The organism is Pedobacter immunditicola (assembly GCF_037482985.1).
Taxonomy (GTDB): Bacteria; Bacteroidota; Bacteroidia; order Sphingobacteriales; family Sphingobacteriaceae; genus Pedobacter; species Pedobacter immunditicola.
Genome location: NZ_JBBHKC010000012.1, coordinates 1 through 16,623, shown reverse-complemented (window position 1 = coordinate 16,623; position 16,623 = coordinate 1). Strand labels below are relative to the sequence as shown.

Annotated in this window: 13 protein-coding genes; 9 read left to right on the top strand and 4 right to left on the bottom strand. The window is 40.8% G+C overall.

What is annotated here, in order from left to right; translation table 11 throughout:
- The first annotated feature begins 36 nt into the window (after positions 1-36).
- Complete coding sequence (locus WG905_RS18030) at positions 37-477, top strand: hypothetical protein (RefSeq protein ID WP_339593155.1); 441 nt, start codon at positions 37-39, stop codon at positions 475-477.
- Between the two features lies 1 nt (position 478).
- On the opposite strand, the gene WG905_RS18025 is transcribed toward WG905_RS18030, so the two are convergent.
- Positions 479-1,150, bottom strand: a complete 672-nt coding sequence (locus tag WG905_RS18025) for a metal-dependent hydrolase (RefSeq protein WP_339593154.1) — start codon at positions 1,148-1,150, stop codon at positions 479-481.
- Between the two features lie 243 nt (positions 1,151-1,393).
- On the opposite strand from WG905_RS18025, the gene WG905_RS18020 reads away from it, so the two are divergent.
- Together WG905_RS18020 and WG905_RS18015 are read left to right on the top strand one after the other, a co-directional pair.
- The gene (locus WG905_RS18020) at positions 1,394-1,888 is read left to right on the top strand and encodes a hypothetical protein (protein ID WP_339593153.1); all 495 of its coding nucleotides are present in this window, start codon (positions 1,394-1,396) and stop codon (positions 1,886-1,888) included.
- A 28-nt stretch (positions 1,889-1,916) separates the two neighbouring features.
- Positions 1,917-2,303, top strand: a complete 387-nt coding sequence (locus tag WG905_RS18015; RefSeq protein WP_339593152.1) for a GerW family sporulation protein — start codon at positions 1,917-1,919, stop codon at positions 2,301-2,303.
- Positions 2,304-2,314: 11 nt separating this feature from the next.
- Here WG905_RS18015 and WG905_RS18010 read toward each other — a convergent pair whose 3' ends face one another.
- Positions 2,315-4,228, bottom strand: coding sequence for an ATP-dependent DNA helicase (locus WG905_RS18010; protein WP_339593151.1), 1,914 nt, complete (start codon positions 4,226-4,228; stop codon positions 2,315-2,317).
- Between the two features lie 109 nt (positions 4,229-4,337).
- Between WG905_RS18010 and WG905_RS18005 the strand changes: the two genes are divergently transcribed.
- A complete protein-coding gene (locus tag WG905_RS18005) occupies positions 4,338-4,814 on the top strand; it encodes a DinB family protein (RefSeq protein ID WP_339593150.1) in 477 nt (158 codons plus the stop codon).
- 8 nt (positions 4,815-4,822) lie between these two features.
- Positions 4,823-5,377 carry a DUF5655 domain-containing protein gene (locus WG905_RS18000; RefSeq protein ID WP_339593149.1) on the top strand — a complete coding sequence of 185 codons (555 nt, stop codon included), beginning with the start codon at positions 4,823-4,825 and terminating at the stop codon, positions 5,375-5,377.
- Between the two features lie 43 nt (positions 5,378-5,420).
- Here the strand turns inward: WG905_RS18000 and WG905_RS17995 are convergent, their stop codons facing one another.
- Positions 5,421-5,543 (bottom strand): hypothetical protein, encoded by a 123-nt coding sequence (locus WG905_RS17995; RefSeq protein ID WP_339593148.1) that lies wholly within the window; start codon positions 5,541-5,543, stop codon positions 5,421-5,423.
- A 402-nt stretch (positions 5,544-5,945) separates the two neighbouring features.
- On the opposite strand from WG905_RS17995, the gene WG905_RS17990 reads away from it, so the two are divergent.
- From WG905_RS17990 to WG905_RS17980, 3 genes are all read left to right on the top strand, one after another.
- The gene (locus tag WG905_RS17990; protein WP_339593147.1) at positions 5,946-8,996 is read left to right on the top strand and encodes a SusC/RagA family TonB-linked outer membrane protein; all 3,051 of its coding nucleotides are present in this window, start codon (positions 5,946-5,948) and stop codon (positions 8,994-8,996) included.
- Positions 8,997-9,093: 97 nt separating this feature from the next.
- Complete coding sequence (locus tag WG905_RS17985; RefSeq protein WP_339593146.1) at positions 9,094-10,488, top strand: RagB/SusD family nutrient uptake outer membrane protein; 1,395 nt, start codon at positions 9,094-9,096, stop codon at positions 10,486-10,488.
- A gap of 86 nt (positions 10,489-10,574) precedes the next feature.
- Positions 10,575-11,777, top strand: a complete 1,203-nt coding sequence (locus WG905_RS17980) for a glycoside hydrolase family 88 protein (RefSeq protein WP_339593145.1) — start codon at positions 10,575-10,577, stop codon at positions 11,775-11,777.
- 116 nt (positions 11,778-11,893) lie between these two features.
- Here the strand turns inward: WG905_RS17980 and WG905_RS17975 are convergent, their stop codons facing one another.
- Positions 11,894-12,718 carry an NHL repeat-containing protein gene (locus WG905_RS17975; protein WP_339593144.1) on the bottom strand — a complete coding sequence of 275 codons (825 nt, stop codon included), beginning with the start codon at positions 12,716-12,718 and terminating at the stop codon, positions 11,894-11,896.
- A 152-nt stretch (positions 12,719-12,870) separates the two neighbouring features.
- On the opposite strand from WG905_RS17975, the gene purL reads away from it, so the two are divergent.
- Complete coding sequence (gene purL, locus WG905_RS17970) at positions 12,871-16,527, top strand: phosphoribosylformylglycinamidine synthase (RefSeq protein WP_339593143.1); 3,657 nt, start codon at positions 12,871-12,873, stop codon at positions 16,525-16,527.
- The last annotated feature ends 96 nt before the right edge of the window (positions 16,528-16,623 follow it).

Below are 16,623 nucleotides of genomic sequence, written 5' to 3'. Positions count from 1 at the left end.
CTAATGATCGCTTCATTACCATTAAAAACAAGTTATATGACTATGAAAATTTTTAGTTTTGGTAAAGTGTTGATGCTGCTGTCTGTTATACTTTTATCCTGCAAAAAGGATAAAAATGTTGATCCGCTTAACGGGATATGGGAACTTACGCAGAATCAAGGTTATGGAAGTAGGTTAAAGTTTGGCCCCGGTCAAAAATTTTCCATGATCCTCACTTATGCTGATTCTTCGAATCATTCTATGACGCAAAATGGAGAGTTTTCTATTAAAGGTGACAGTCTTTTTGTAAATATTTCAGAAGTGGTTGAAAAATTAAACGCACAAACGGAGGGGAAAACCTCCGTTAATTATACGCTTTTCGATAAAGCAACATTCGATGTCAGGGGGTCTAAATTATCACTTAATTACATCACTTACCCAGCAGATGCTCCGGTAGCAACTCAAATGATTTACACCCAGGTAGATATGATTGATTAACCTATGATGGTTTTAATTCGTAATTTATTGGGGATCTGTTTTTGTCGGCCCAATAAGCCCAGATGATGATCAACCATTGTGATTCGCCTACCCAGGCCAGGGCCGGAACAGATGGTGGAGGGGGGCCAAATATATTGCTGATGTAAATGATAAACAGGAAGATGATTAATGACCAGAAAGCGTAGTTTCCGGCTTTGTTTAGTGCTTTGGTAGTGGTCAGATAGAGATAGATACCTGTGAAAAACAGGGTTAATTCCAGAATTAAAGTTCCCGGAATGGAATTCCATAAGCCCAATCCAACTTTTACAGCACTTCCGGGTACAAGGGGTAAATCTGGCCTGTGCATTAAAAGATCAAGGAACCAATGACTGATCACACAGGCGAAAATGACCACAGCAACCTGCAAATTTCTCTTTACAAGATAATAGATTCCGCCAGCAAGGATGCCCCAAACCAGCGCCATGATAAGGCTGTGTGAAATTGGGTAGCTGGTAAAGTTTAGCGGTGTAGCAGCGGTTATTCCAGGGGATATTTCTACTTTCTCCATTCCTAGAAGAAGAAATGTCGGCCACAATAAATCCAACAACTGTACCGAGAGGAAAAGAGTGCCCAACGATAAACTTGGCGCTGCTTTTTTAGCAGCTAATCCGAATGCAAAATGTCCTATAAACATAATTTTGAGGTTAATTTTATTCAGCAGCGGCCCTGTTGTAACTGGTAATGCTGTTTAAATGATTATAACTTGATTAATATTGTTGGGGGGGTAATTCTTTGGTGCCTACTCAATGATAACATCGTAAACTTGTAGCTCACAAACGGTTAGGATAGCTTCATCCTTGTTAAAATACAAATTATATACTTTCGAAAACATTTAATTATGAAAAATGTTGTTTAGTTCTTTAATATAATTTAAGCTATGGCATGGATCATTATCTTCTTATTGATTGTACTGATCACTGCCTGGTTTTTATTTTCAACGCTGGAACTGAATATTGACACAAGAATTCCATCAGTTACTTTCCGTTTGATTAGCATTGGAAAAGCGTCGGTGGTGTTTGAAGATGGCGAATGGTGGTTAATGATCAGGGTATTCATTTTTAAAAAGAAATGGTCACTTTGGCATATGATTTTTGAAGGAAGAAATAAAAAGTCCAAAGCAAACGTCAGGCGTAAATCTACCCAGTGGAACTTTCATAGAATTAGCTTTCTAAAACTGCTGAAGACTTTCCGGATTACACAATTACAAATCGCTATAGACAGCGATGATGTTATAAAAAACGCCCTATTATATCCATTAAGCTTTATTCAACCTTTTAGAAATCATTTATTCGTTAATTTCAAGGATGATAATTACCTGGTCATAACGGTCAGGAATGCACCATGGAAAATCATATACGCGTTGATCAGGTGAAAATTTGTTAATTTTAAAATCTATTGTTATGGCAATGAATTATGAAGAAACAGTAAAACAGCTTACTGATTTTTTAACAAAAGAAGCAAAAACAGAAACCGTTATCGGACAACAATTTCAATTGGGAGAATTCACTTGTGTTCCCGTTATAAAATTTGGAATTGGAATGGGCTATGGTGGTGGCGAAGGCCATGGAGAGCAGCCTAAAGGCAAGGGAGAAGGTGGTGGTATTGGCGGAGCAGGAGGCCTTGGGGTAACACCTATTGGATTCCTTGTTACCCGTGCCGATCAAATTTCCTTTATCCCCACAGGCTCAAGCAAAGGTTTGGGTGCCGCATTTGAGAAAATTCCTGATCTACTGGAAAAGTTTATGGATGGCAAAAAACAAAATAAAGCAACCTCTGATGGCGGATAGCCACCATAAGGTTAAAATAATTCTAACGTAACTACAGGTTGGGTTCCTGAGGAGGTGCCTGGCTTTGTGATGAGCTGAGACTTGTGTTTATTTATCCAATTGATATAATCTTCTTGTTTCACAGGCTCCTTTAACAACCCCGATGCCATATGCATCATGGCGATCCTGTTTTCAATCTGCAGTCTGTACTTTTGCAGCAAGTGCTGGATTTGCTGCTGAAGCTTGTTTTTTGCTTTCACCCTGATGTTTTTATTAACAGGGTTGATCAGTTGAGCTGTGATTTCTCTACCGAAATAAGCTACTGCCGATTCTATTCTGTTCTGTAATGCTTGCTGATCGTTAAACCCGATCTTTTGATGAAGTTGTTGCACTTGTAGCTGAAAACGATCTGACAAAGTGATCAGTTGGTCAATTGATTTATGAAGTTGAGCCACTAAGGTTTTAAATTCAGGGAGGTCGGCTTTAACCACTTCAGGTGTTGATGTGACCGTTTCTAGTCCGATGAGGAATTGGCTGAAGGAAAAGTTATCTAACACGAGTCGTAGAATCATCTTTTCCTGTTCTGTGACCAGGATATCATCCAGTTCATCCACTTTTACAGGCTTCATGAAGTTGATCACTTCAGGGTTTGACCTTAAACTATCCGTGCCAATTTTAGATTTTAATATTAACCCATTAAGCGTTCTCACGCGACTTAAAGCAACATACACCTGCCCTGCGGCAAATGATTTGCCGGCATCAATTATAGCCTTATCAAAGGTCAGGCCCTGACTTTTATGGATGGTTACTGCCCAAGCTAGTTTGATTGGATATTGAAACAATTCACCCACCTGTTGCTGCACGATTTCCTGCTCAGGATCTGTTTTGTATTCAAATGACTGCCAGGAAGTTTTTTCCAGCAGCAAGTCGTCCTCCTGTGGAAAGGAAATATAAATACCTTCCGCTGCAATCGATTTTACTATCCCTATTTTGCCGTTATAGAATTTTCGGTCCTCACCGGTATCGTTCTTAATGAACATCACCTGGGCACCTTCCTTCAGTTTCAGGCTTTGCTCTGCCTGGATGCTGAGGTCCTTGAATTCTCCGCTTACTTCTGCTTCAAAAGTAAATTCAGTTCCTGAAAGCTCATCCAGTTTTTCTTTATTGACGGTGTTTGCTTCGGCATTATGCGAGGTGATGATGATCGGATTCCATTCAGCTGATGCACTGAACAAGGGGTCATACCTTTGATTTAATAAGGCTAATCCTTCTTCATTGATCTGGTTGTTCCTGATATCATTTAATATATTAATGAATTCAGGTTCCGTTTGCCGGAATACCGTGGTAAGTTCTATCTGTAGTACGGGGGTTCTACGGACCACAAAGGCTTCAAAGAAGTAAGGGGAGGCATAGGCTTTATTTAGAAATGACCAGTCTTCTCTTTTAGTTACAGGGGGCAATTGATAAAGATCTCCTATAAGTAACAACTGCACACCACCAAATGCTGCATTATTTTTTCTTACTGATCGAAGGATGGCGTCTATCACATCCAGTAAATCGCAGCGTACCATGGATACCTCGTCAATGATAAGAAGTTCCAACTCATTAAAAAGGTTTATCTTATCTTTGCTATAGCTTAAATTTGAAACTACAGATTGAATGGATAGAATGCCTGATTGCAGGTTCTCAAAACTGATGTCTCCGGGAAAGAATGAACCCGGCGGCAACTGAAAAAAAGAATTGATAGTGGTTCCTTTCGCATTCATTGCCGCTACACCCGTGGGAGCTACCACCACCATTTTCTTTGAACTGGTTTCTTTCACCCTTTTAAGCAAAGTAGTTTTCCCCGTACCAGCTTTCCCTGTCAGAAAGATATGCTGATTGGTATAATCTATAAAAGATAAAACCTTATCAAAAATTGTATCAGAAGAACCGCCATTTCCCATGCAGCAAATTTAATTGAATTTTCTTCCCCATTCTCTTAATACGGAAGGGAATTACAAATATAAAAATCGACCTTCGTGTTGTAGCTTAACAATAAAGGGGTTTGATCATATGGACAATCAAATAATGTTGGCACAGTATCATTTGGTATTGGATTCAAGAAATGTGCTTATTGAATATTGTAATACCATTTCTTCTGCTGACTTATTATTTGAAAATCATTCTTTTGGGAGAGGTGGCAGCATTAGAAATCTATTTGTTCATATCGCTAATACCTACGAGTTTTGGATCATCAATAAAATATTGAACAAGAATATTGCTTATACTCTTTACCATTCTATAAATACTATGGAAGAAATCAAGCTACTTTTTGATCGGGTTAATTCCTATATATTTGAGTTTCTGGAACAATATCAAGAATCATTGTTCCAGAAGATCGCTATTGAAATAAACGGACTTGAAGAACCTATTGAACCTTTTAAATTGTTTACTCATGTGATTACACATGAATTTCATCATAAAGGCCAGATTTTGCCGATGAGCCGGCATTTAGGTTACATTCCAATTGACACGGATATCATTAGATAATTATAACTATGGATAAGGCTACACAAACTATGATCGAGAACCTTCAAAAAAACACTGGGAAGACATTGGAGGAATGGATTGCGATTGTCAATGAGGAGCAATTTGCCAAACATGGTGAAATCATGAAGTTCTTAAAAGAACAACATTTACTGACTCATGGCTTTGCTAATTTTATAGCACTCAAGGCCAGAGGAACTGATGCCGGTTCTGCTGAAAACCAGGACGACTTAATTGCAAAACAGTACAAGGGCAAAGCGCATTTTAAGCCCGTTTATGATCACCTGTTAGCTGTAATTCAACAGTTTGGTGGTGATATCGAAATTGCCCCTAAAAATGCTTATGTGAGTTTGAGACGGAAAAAGCAGTTCGCCATACTTCAACCTGCCTCTAAAATCCGATTTGAAATAGGAATTAACCTTAAAGGGCAGCCTGCAACGGGTAAACTAGAAGCGGTAAACACCAGCAATTCCATGTGTTCCCATATCATTAAAATCGCTGATCTTAACGATATTGACGAAGAAGTGCTTAAATGGATAAAAACCGCTTATGACAGTGCAGGTTGATCAAAGCCTGCTACTGCCTAATCAACCTGTTGTTCATTCTACACTAACACCCTGTTTGTCCTAAAACAAAGTAAACGATTACAAAGACTAAGATCGTTCCAAAACAACCACCGCCCCACTTCCAGGCTGCAGCGCCCGCTAATAATGTCCTAAGCCAATCTTGCATATCCGATAGTTAAATTAATATATAAATCTCTTATCTAAACCTCCCAACGATAGACTTTGTTTGATTGGCTGGTGCAATTTATTTCATGAGGAAGCCATCTGGCTCGCTATGAAGTTTTTACGTATGAAACGTTGAATCTAGACTTGATTGTTTTGCGGTATTTATTTCCACAATTTTAGCGCAAACGATTGCGCTATTAAACATATTGTTTTAAAGAAATATTCAATCCATATCAATATATTGGCATAACCAAATATTATTCACCATAATAAACCTGTTACTTTTATTGGATGAGGGCCCCCTCACACAATGCCAATATAGATATGAATGCATTCTCGTGTCTTTTCAAAACTAAACACTAACCTTTTTTAACCAGAAAAGGAAAAAACCAAATTTAAGCGTATGAAAAAAAACATTACATTACTAATCGCGATCCTGTTGACGAATTTTATGGCCGTATATGGACAAAATATTCAGGTAAACGGTATTGTTAGAGACAACCAGGGTGGACCAATTCCAGGTGTATCTGTGAAATTAAAGGGTACAAATACAGGTACCAGCACCACTTCAAATGGTGCGTTCGTCATCTCCATTCCTGCTAATGGAACCTTGATTTTCCAGAGTGTTGGTTTTTCAGCTAAAGAAGAAGCGGTGAACAACCGCCAGCTCGTCAACGTAACCCTGAACCCGGAGGATACCGAATTAAATGAGATTGTGGTGATTGGTTATGGTTCTGTTCGTAAGAGTGATGTCACAGGTTCTGTTTCATCCATCAGTTCAAAAGACATAAAAGCAACCCCCGCTGCTTCACTTTCCCAGGCCATACAGGGAAGGGCTGCGGGTGTCAGGGTTTCACAATCTTCAAACGCCCCCGGTGGAGGCATGAACATCAGGATCCGTGGTGGTAATTCCATCCAGGGTGGCAACGAGCCCTTGTATGTTATTGATGGTTACCCTCTTTACAACGAAAATGGACCCAGCATCAATCCTAATGATATCGAAACCATGGAGATCCTGAAAGATGCATCTGCTACGGCTATATATGGTTCCAGAGGGGCAAATGGTGTAATTATCATCACTACAAAAAGGGGTAAGGCCGGCACCAACAACATCTTGTTTGAAAGTTATTATGGCACGCAGTCACTGCTTAAAAAACTGGATCTTTTAAATGCGTCTCAATTAGCCACCTTGATTAATGAAGGGATTTCCAATGTCAATCAGGACAATATTGGAAGACCTGGCTTTCCAAGAGCTTTAACCTATACTGATGCACAACTAACTGCGCTGGGCACTGGCACCGATTGGCAGGATGAAATCTACAATGATGCACCTACTCAAAACTACCAGTTGACTTTCTCGGGAGGAACTGATAAATCCAGGTATGCGGTAGCAGGGAATTATTTTGACCAGGCTGGTATCATCTCTAATTCCGGTTTCAACCGTGGTTCCGTACGCCTGAACTTAGATCAGCAAATCTCTGAGCGGTTTAAATTAAGCACGAGCCTGACCGTCACCAATAGCAAAGCTAATTCTGTTGCTACCGATGGTGATGGTGGCAGTGGCGCTGGTGTCGTTTATGCAGGTCTAATGTTTTCTCCAACAATCCCTGTTTATGATGATCAGGGTGACTATACAATGAACAACCGTCCGGGTGCAATTTTAATCAGCAACCCACTGGCCCTGGCCAATGAACGTACGAATATTGATATGAGGACACGTTTGCTGGGAAATGTATCTGGTGAGTATCAGATTATTGAAGGTTTGAGTTTTAAAACCATGTTTGGTTCCAACATGGCCTATAACAAATTGAATTTCTATTTACCAAGAACAGTTTATGCCGGTATGGCAAATAATGGCCGGGCAGAGGTATCTACTTCAAGGTATTTTGAATGGTTGAACGAGAATACCCTGAATTATAAAAAAGTGGTAGATAAGCATAGTTTCAATGTATTGGTAGGTTATACTTTTCAAAATGCTGATTATGAAAATGTAAGTGCCAGTGGACAGAATTTTGCCAGTGATATTTTAACGTATAATGATTTAGGTGCTGCCCAACAAACCAATACTAGTGGATCCGGATCTTACGACTGGAGTTTACGTTCCTATTTAGGTCGTATCAATTATGACTTGAGTAACAAGTATTTATTTACTTTATCTGGTAGGTTTGATGGTTCTTCACGATTCGGAGAAGACAACAAATTCTCCTTCTTTCCATCGGGATCTTTCGCATGGCGTTTATCGAATGAAAAGTTCTTAAGTGAGGTGAAATCCATCAGCGATTTAAAGATCAGAGCTAGTTATGGTGTTACAGGTAACCAGGAGATTGGCCAATACCAGTCCTTAGGTGCTTTATCAACTGTAGCCTATAATTTTGGAAATGTCATCAATATCGGTTATGCACCAAGCCGTATAGCAAATCCTAATCTGAGATGGGAAACCACCGCACAAGTAAATCTTGGTCTGGATCTGGGCTTATTGAAAAACCGGATCTCGATCACAGCTGATTGGTACCAAAAGAAAACCAAGGACTTGTTATACAATGTTTCCTTGCCAATTACCTCTGGCTTCTCTACTTCTCTTCAAAACATTGGAAAAGTTAAAAATGAGGGTATTGAATTTTCTCTTAATACAGTGAATTTAAACGGCGCTTTTCAATGGAATACCAACTTTAATATTTCCTATAACCGAAACGAGATATTAGATTTAGGTGCTGTTACTGGTGATATTCCATCTGGTGGGGCGAGTGGTCACTTACAGTTAGTGAACTCTGGTATCCTGCGGGTAGGACAGCCAATCGGTGTGTTTTATGGGCTTGTAACGGATGGTATTTTCCAAAACGCTGCAGAAGTTGCTGCTTCGGCTCAGAAAACGGCTAAACCGGGCGAACGGAGGTATCAGGACATCACCGGTGATGGGGTGATCAATTCCTCAGACCGTGTAATCCTTGGTCATGCGCAACCTGATTATTCTTTTGGTTTTACCAATAATTTCTCCTTTAAAGGATTTGACCTGGCCGTGTTTATACAAGGTGTTGAAGGGAACAGCATTCTTAATTTGAATAAATTTGAACTCGAATCACTTACCGGCATCCATAACCAATCTACTGCCGTACTCGATAGGTGGAGTGCAACTAATCCAAGCAACACCATTCCACGGGCGAGTTCTGCAGGTGCACCTTACCAGGTAACCAGCAGACAAGTGGAAGACGGATCTTACATTCGCTTAAAGAATGTTCAGCTGGGTTATAACTTTAGTCCGGAGCTTTTGAGAAAGGTGAAATTAACGAATGCCAAAATCTATATCAGCGGTCAGAATCTGCTAACGAAGACTGATTATTCTGGTTATGATCCTGAAGTTAGCCGTTATGCGCAGGATAACCTGAGTCAGGGTACTGATTATGGCAGTTACCCTTCTGCAAAGATGTTTCTGGTCGGTCTTAATATTGGTCTTTAAATTTGTAAACACGAAACCATCATAAGATTGCAGCTTATAAACAGCAATGAATAAGCTTATGATAGCTTCATCACCATTAAAAACAAACTAAATAACGATGAAAATATTAAAATATATATTGCTCCTGAATCTGTTATGGGTTACTTCCTGTAAAAAGCTTGATGAAAGTCCTGATTCCTTCATATCACCTGTAAATTTTTATGAAACCAGGGCCGATGCCATCGCTGCTCTTAGCGCCACTTATTCACCGGTTCGTTTAAACGGGTTTATTACACGAAATTATGTCATCCTTGGGGAGATCACCACAGATAATATGTTTCCATTGAATAACAGTGCCCCACGTATCGAACTTGATACGTATGTGCATACACCATTGAATGGTATTGTGCGCGAAACCTGGGATAATTTTTATATCGGTATCACCAGAGCGAATACGGCGATCAACAAAATCCCTAACATCACCATGGATGAGGCACTAAAAAGCAGGCTGGTTGGAGAAGCTAAATTTCTAAGGGCATTTTATTATTTCCACCTGGTGAGGTTGTTTGGAGACCTTCCTATTGTTACCGAGGAAGTGAGCTCTTTGGATCAGTTAACATTTCCAAAACGTAACCCTAAGGCCGAAGTCTATATTCAAATCATTGCTGACTTAGAAGATGCGGAAGCTATTTTGCCGCCCGCATATACCGGTGCTGATCGTGGCAGGGCTACCAGTGGCGCTGCAAAATCTTTTCTGGCCAGTGTATACCTGACCTTAAAAGACTACAAACTGGCTGCTGATAAAGCAAATGAGGTCATGAATTTAGCTGGCGCTGGTTATGGACTCTGGGATAACTACCTGGATGTGTATGACATTAAGAACGAATTTGGAAAAGAAGCCATTTTTGATGCACAGTTTGTAAGTGGTCCCGGTGGCCAGGGCGGAAACATGATTGCCTTCATGGCCCAGGAGAACAATAGCGTGGCGGGCAGGGGCTTTGGTTCTTTCCAGCCTACACCGGAAGTTTATGACAGTTACACGGCTGCTGATAAACGTAAATCCGTGTTTTTCACCTTGGGGACAGACAAAAAATACTACGTAAATAAATGGATCGATGCTGATGCAACGACAGAGAACCAGAGTGATAACAACTTTCCGTTAATGCGTTATGCAGAAGTTGTCCTTACTTATGCTGAAGCTTATAATGAAGTAAATGCGCCAGTGAATGGTAACCCTGCCTATAATGCGGTAAACAGCATCAGGCAGCGTGCCGGACTTCCGCTTCTCGAAAACTTAAACCAAAACCAACTTCGTGAGGCTATCTTACAGGAACGCCGACTGGAACTTGCATTTGAAGGCAGCAGGTGGTTTGACCTGGTACGTACCGGTAAACTGGTGTCAACTCTAAGTGCCAAGGGAACACCTAACGTAAAGGAACACCATAATTTATATCCAATCCCGCAGTTTCATATTGGTATAAATGCTGAGCTGGCTCAAAATCCTGGTTATTAAGGGGTTTTACCATATTAAATAGTATAGCCTCCTTTAAAAACTTTTAAAGGAGGTTTTTATCATTCACCTTTTAGAATTTCAACAAGATGTTCAAACCTAAACTACAACTCATTTTACTCATCTTGCCAGTGATCCTGTTATCCTGTGCACAGCAAAAGACTTTAAAGGATGCTGACCTGAAAAAAATGGTAAACCAGGAATTGAGGGATGGCGCCAAACAATACCAGTTATTGATGACCCAGCTTAAACCCGGTGAATTTCCTAAAGCTTATTTTCCGAAAAATGATTCTCTTGCCACCAGTAATTCTGAATGGTGGTGCAGTGGCTTTTACCCCGGTTCTTTATTGTATCTCTATGAACAGACCAAAGACCCCGCACTTAAAACTGAGGCCGACCGTATGCTGAAGGAGCTGGAGAAAGAGCAGTTCAATAAAGACACACATGACCTGGGTTTTATGATGTTCTGTAGCTTTGGAAATGCAAATCGCATGGAGCCTAAAGATTCGTACAAACAAATTTTGTTGAATAGTGCGAAATCGCTGAGTACACGCTTTGATCCTAAACTGGGTGTTATTAAATCGTGGAATTCAAAAAATCCTGCTGATTACCTGGTCATTATTGATAATATGATGAACCTGGAGCTTCTTTTTTGGGCTACCGAGGTAACCGGTGATTCCAGCTATTATAAAATTGCAGTGACGCATGCCGACAACACCACTAAACATCATTTCAGGTCCGACAACAGTTCCTATCATGTTGTCAACTATCATAAGGACCAACCCGGCGTTATTCAAAAAAAACATACTGCCCAGGGTTTTGCTGATGGATCTGCATGGGCGAGGGGACAGGCATGGGGTTTATATGGCTATACGGTAATGTACCGTGCAACTAAGGATCAAAAATACCTTGACCAAGCCAATAGAATTTCTGAGTATATCTTAAACCACCCGAACTTCCCGGAAGACAAAATCGCTTACTGGGATTTTAATGCACCAAACATCCCGGATGCATCAAGGGATGTATCAGCAGCAACAATCATGGCTTCTGCATGGCTGGAACTAGCGAAATATGCAAGCTCGGAAGCCTCAAAAAAATACCTGCAAACGGCAAAAGAAATCTTGTTTAATTTGAATGCTGATCAATACAAGGCCAAGCCGGGAACCTTTGGTGGTTTTATTTTAAAACAAAGTGTAGGTCATTTACCTGCAAAATCGGAAGTGGATGTTGCCATTTCCTATGCGGACTATTATTACATTGAAGCCCTGATCAGGTTAAAAGAAACAATTTAAAGGGCCATCATATTCACCAAAACCAATTGCAATTTGATGAGCTATTAAAACTGAAAGCATTAAAAAACCCCTTATGTCAGCGCTGATATAAGGGGTTTTCTGTTTCACTATTGAGCTCATTTAAGCTGGTAAGCCATGACACTTTTCTTGAAAAACGTTGGGATATAAACAATACGTTTCACAGGATCATAACCAATATCGGCCGTGTTAATTTTTTCCAGATGGGTGTCTAACAACAGCTCATTTCTCCCATCGGCATATACATAATAAACATAGCCAGGCCAGCTGGAATAAATAAAATCCCCGTTACCAACAGGCTCTATGCCATCGCCACCCTGAGGCACGTTAGCCATTTTAGTTAAATTCTTTTTAGCATCAGCCTTAAGCATACCTTTGCCACCGCCCGCAATATACAATACCTCACCAACTGATTTTAAGCCATTTACCCCGTCAATATTCTCCAGGTAAACACTTACTTTATTGTCAGCAAGCTGGTGTATCCGTTTGGTTCTCGAGTCAGAAACATACACGATCCCTTTATCCGATGCCGTAACATCATTTAAAAATACAGCGCCTTCCACAGGGATCCTTTGCTCAACTTTGGCTTTCGGAATGTCAACAACCACAATATCACTAATATCTGCGATGTACAACTTGTCGCCCACAATGGCCATTCCTTTAGGTGAATTAAGTCCTGTAACCCAATCCATATTTTTTACCTTACCATTTGTTTCAAATATGCCAATACCGCCAATGCTGTCTTTAGCATCAGCACTATTGCCCATGATAGCTACATAAAGCACATTGGCCTTAGCGTCGTGCAAAACTGATTCGGGCATATTGATGATGCTATCTGTTTCCCAGATTTTAACCAGCTTGTGTTGTGCGTTTACATTCAGCCCTAATAAGACCGCAATGGATAAGCCAAATAATTTCTTCATGGTGTTTTATTTAATAATTGAAGTTAAAGGATTTAATTGCTTTATGCAAATTAATGTCATACTTTAAAGTCAAGGAAGAATACACGCTAATTATCACACCTTTTTAGGGACTGCTTAGGTTTTTGATTAACTTTGCGCCATAAAATAGAACCATGATTTATTTCTTTTCCAACGAACGCGATACTGTTTTTGCTGTACAATTAGAACGAACGCTCACTTCATCAGATATTTCTAAATTGACCTGGCTATTTGGCGGTGCCCGATTGAAACAAGACATTGTCTTAACAGGCTACTTTATTGGTCCGCGGGCAACCATGGTTACCCCATGGAGTACAAATGCAGTGGAGATTACCCAAAACATGGACTTTCATGGTATTGTGAGAATCGAGGAATTTAAAAATACCGAAGCTGATTATACCGGCTTCGACCCGATGTTGTCTCAAAAATACCCCGAACTGAATCAGGAACTGTTTACCATTAGCCTGCAACCGGAAGCAATTTTAGCTATCGACGATATAGCGGCTTTTAATCAACAGGAAGGTTTATCGCTTAGTGAGGAAGAGGTAACCTATTTAAATGACCTATCCGAAAGATTAGGCCGGCAGTTAACGGATTCTGAGGTGTTTGGCTTCTCACAGGTTAACTCAGAACATTGCCGCCACAAAATATTCAATGGCAAATTTGTTATTGACGGGGTAGAACAGCCATCATCACTGTTCAAACTGATCCGTAAAACTTCAGAAACAAATCCTAATGGTATCGTTTCTGCCTATAAAGATAACGTAGCCTTTGTTAAAGGTCCAACAGTGCAACAATTTGCTCCTAAACGTGCAGATGTGCCTGATTATTACGAGATTAAAGACTTCGATTCAGTGATTACGCTGAAAGCGGAGACACATAACTTCCCGACTACGGTAGAGCCCTTCAATGGTGCGGCGACAGGATCCGGTGGGGAGATCAGAGACAGGCTAGCTGGTGGTCAGGGCTCTTTGCCTCTTGCCGGAACAGCAGTTTATATGACTTCATTCTCACGCCTGGCAGAAGACCGCCCATGGGAAAAAGCAATGGACGAAAGAAGCTGGCTTTACCAAACGCCAGTAGATATCTTAATCAAAGCATCTAACGGTGCTTCTGATTTTGGAAACAAATTCGGACAACCACTAATCACCGGTTCCGTACTTACTTTTGAACATACAGAAGAGTCCAGGAAACTGGGCTATGATAAGGTGATTATGCAGGCGGGTGGTGTTGGTTACGGAAAAGCAAGCCAGGCCAAAAAAGCGAAACCTGCGCTGAATGATAAAATTGTAGTACTTGGCGGTGAAAACTATAGAATAGGGATGGGCGGTGCTGCTGTTTCTTCTGCTGATACTGGTGCCATGGGTACCGGCATTGAGCTGAATGCCATTCAGCGTTCTAATCCTGAAATGCAAAAAAGAGTGGCCAATGCCGTTCGCGGTATGGTGGAGAGTGAACACAACTCCATCGTTTCTATTCATGATCATGGGGCTGGCGGGCACTTGAACTGCCTTTCGGAATTGGTTGAAGAAACAGGCGGCAAGATTGATCTTGACAAGCTTCCTGTTGGTGATCCTACACTTTCTGCGAAAGAAATTATCGGTAACGAATCACAGGAACGTATGGGACTGGTGATTGCTGCGGCTGATGCGGCGACACTTCAAAAAATTGCCGACAGAGAACGGGCACCCATGTATACAGTTGGGGAAGTTACCAACGACCACCGGTTTACTTTTGAATCTGCTACGACGGGTGCTAAACCGATGGACATGAAAATGGAAGACATGTTTGGCAGTTCTCCGAAGGTGGTAATGCATGATCGTACGGTGGAAAGAAAATATACACCAGTAACTTATGATGTTTCAAAAATTGATACTTACCTGGAGCAACTTCTTCAATTAGAAGCTGTAGCCAGTAAAGATTGGCTGACCAATAAAGTTGACCGTTGTGTGGGTGGAAAGGTGGCAAAACAGCAATGTGCTGGTCCGCTGCAGTTACCATTAAACAACTGCGGGGTAATGGCTTTAGATTACCAGGGTAAAGATGGTATCGCTACGGCTATTGGCCATGCGCCGATATCGGCTTTGATTGATCCTGCTGCGGGCAGTCGAAATGCAATTGCAGAGTCATTGTCCAACCTGGTATGGGCTCCGTTAAAAGATGGATTAGAAAGTGTTTCTCTTTCTGCCAACTGGATGTGGGCCTGCAAAAACGAAGGGGAAGATGCTCGTTTATATGCAGCTGTAAAAGCTTGTTCAGACTTTGCCATTCATTTGGGTATTAATATTCCAACAGGGAAAGACTCCCTGTCAATGAAACAAAAATATAAAGATGAGGAGGTGATCTCTCCCGGAACGGTGATTATATCTGCCGCAGGCCATTGTGATGATATCAATAAAGTGATAGAGCCTGTACTTAACAAAAAAGGCGGCTCGATCTATTATATTAATTTGTCTGCTGACCAGTTTAAACTTGGCGGATCTTCATTTGCGCAGATCTTAAATAAGATTGGCGATGAAACGCCGGATATTTTAAACGCCGATCAGTTTAAAAATACATTCAACACTTTACAGCAATTAATTAAAGCTGGAAATATTCAGGCTGGTCATGATATTGGCAGTGGCGGTTTAATTACCACCTTGCTTGAATTATGCTTTGCGGACAGGGATCTCGGTGCTGCTATTGATTTATCTTCCTTGGGTGATCAGGATATCATTTCCAAATTGTTTGCCGAAAATATTGGTGTTGTATTCCAGGCCGAAGAGACGGCTGAAGCTGTACTGAAAGCGAATGGAATTACCTTTAACAAAATTGGGGAAGTTACAGAAAACCGGACCTTAACGGTTAAGGATGCAACTGGTAACTGGAGTTTTGATATTGATCATTTGAGAGATGTATGGTTTAAAACTTCATACCTGCTCGATCAGAAACAAAGCGGCGCGGTAAAAGCGAAGGAACGTTTTGATAATTATAAAAACCATGTATTAAATTACAACTTCCCGGCAGATTTTGATGGTAAGAAACCAGTGATTGATGCTGCGCTGCCAAGACCAAAAGCAGCTGTTATTCGCGAAAAAGGCAGTAACTCTGAAAGAGAGCTGGCCAATGCGATGTACCTTGCTGGTTTTGATGTGAAGGATGTGCACATGACAGATTTAATCTCCGGCAGGGAAACTTTGGAAGATATTCAGTTCATTGGTGCTGTTGGTGGTTTCTCCAATTCTGATGTTTTAGGTTCTGCAAAAGGCTGGGCTGGTGCCTTCCTTTATAATGAAAAAGCGAAGCTCGCCTTAGAGAATTTCTTTGAACGAGAAGACACACTTTCAGTTGGTGTTTGTAATGGCTGCCAGTTATTTGTAGAGTTAGGCCTGATCAATAAGGATCATGAAGAAAAACCTAAAATGCTGCATAACGATAGTCAGAAACATGAGAGTGGCTTTACTTCTTTAACCATCCAGGAGAACAATTCTGTAATGCTTGCTGACCTTGCAGGTACTACTTTGGGGGTTTGGATTTCACATGGTGAGGGGAAATTCCAACTGCCTTATGCAGAAGAGAAATATAATATCGTGGCGAAATATGGTTACGAGAGTTACCCTGCCAATCCTAACGGTTCTGATTACAATACAGCCATGATGTGTGATGCAACCGGCAGGCACCTGGTGATGATGCCACATATTGAACGTTCAATTTTCCAATGGAACTGGGCTCATTATCCCGATGGCCGTCAAGACGAAGTTACACCTTGGATTGCAGCATTTGTGAACGCCAGAAAATGGCTTCAGCGCTAAGCTTAGTAAAAGCATAGATTTATTGATTGCTATTTGTAAGCTGCAAGCTTATGATGGTTTCATTTCAATATATTTTAAATAGAGCCTGTATCATTT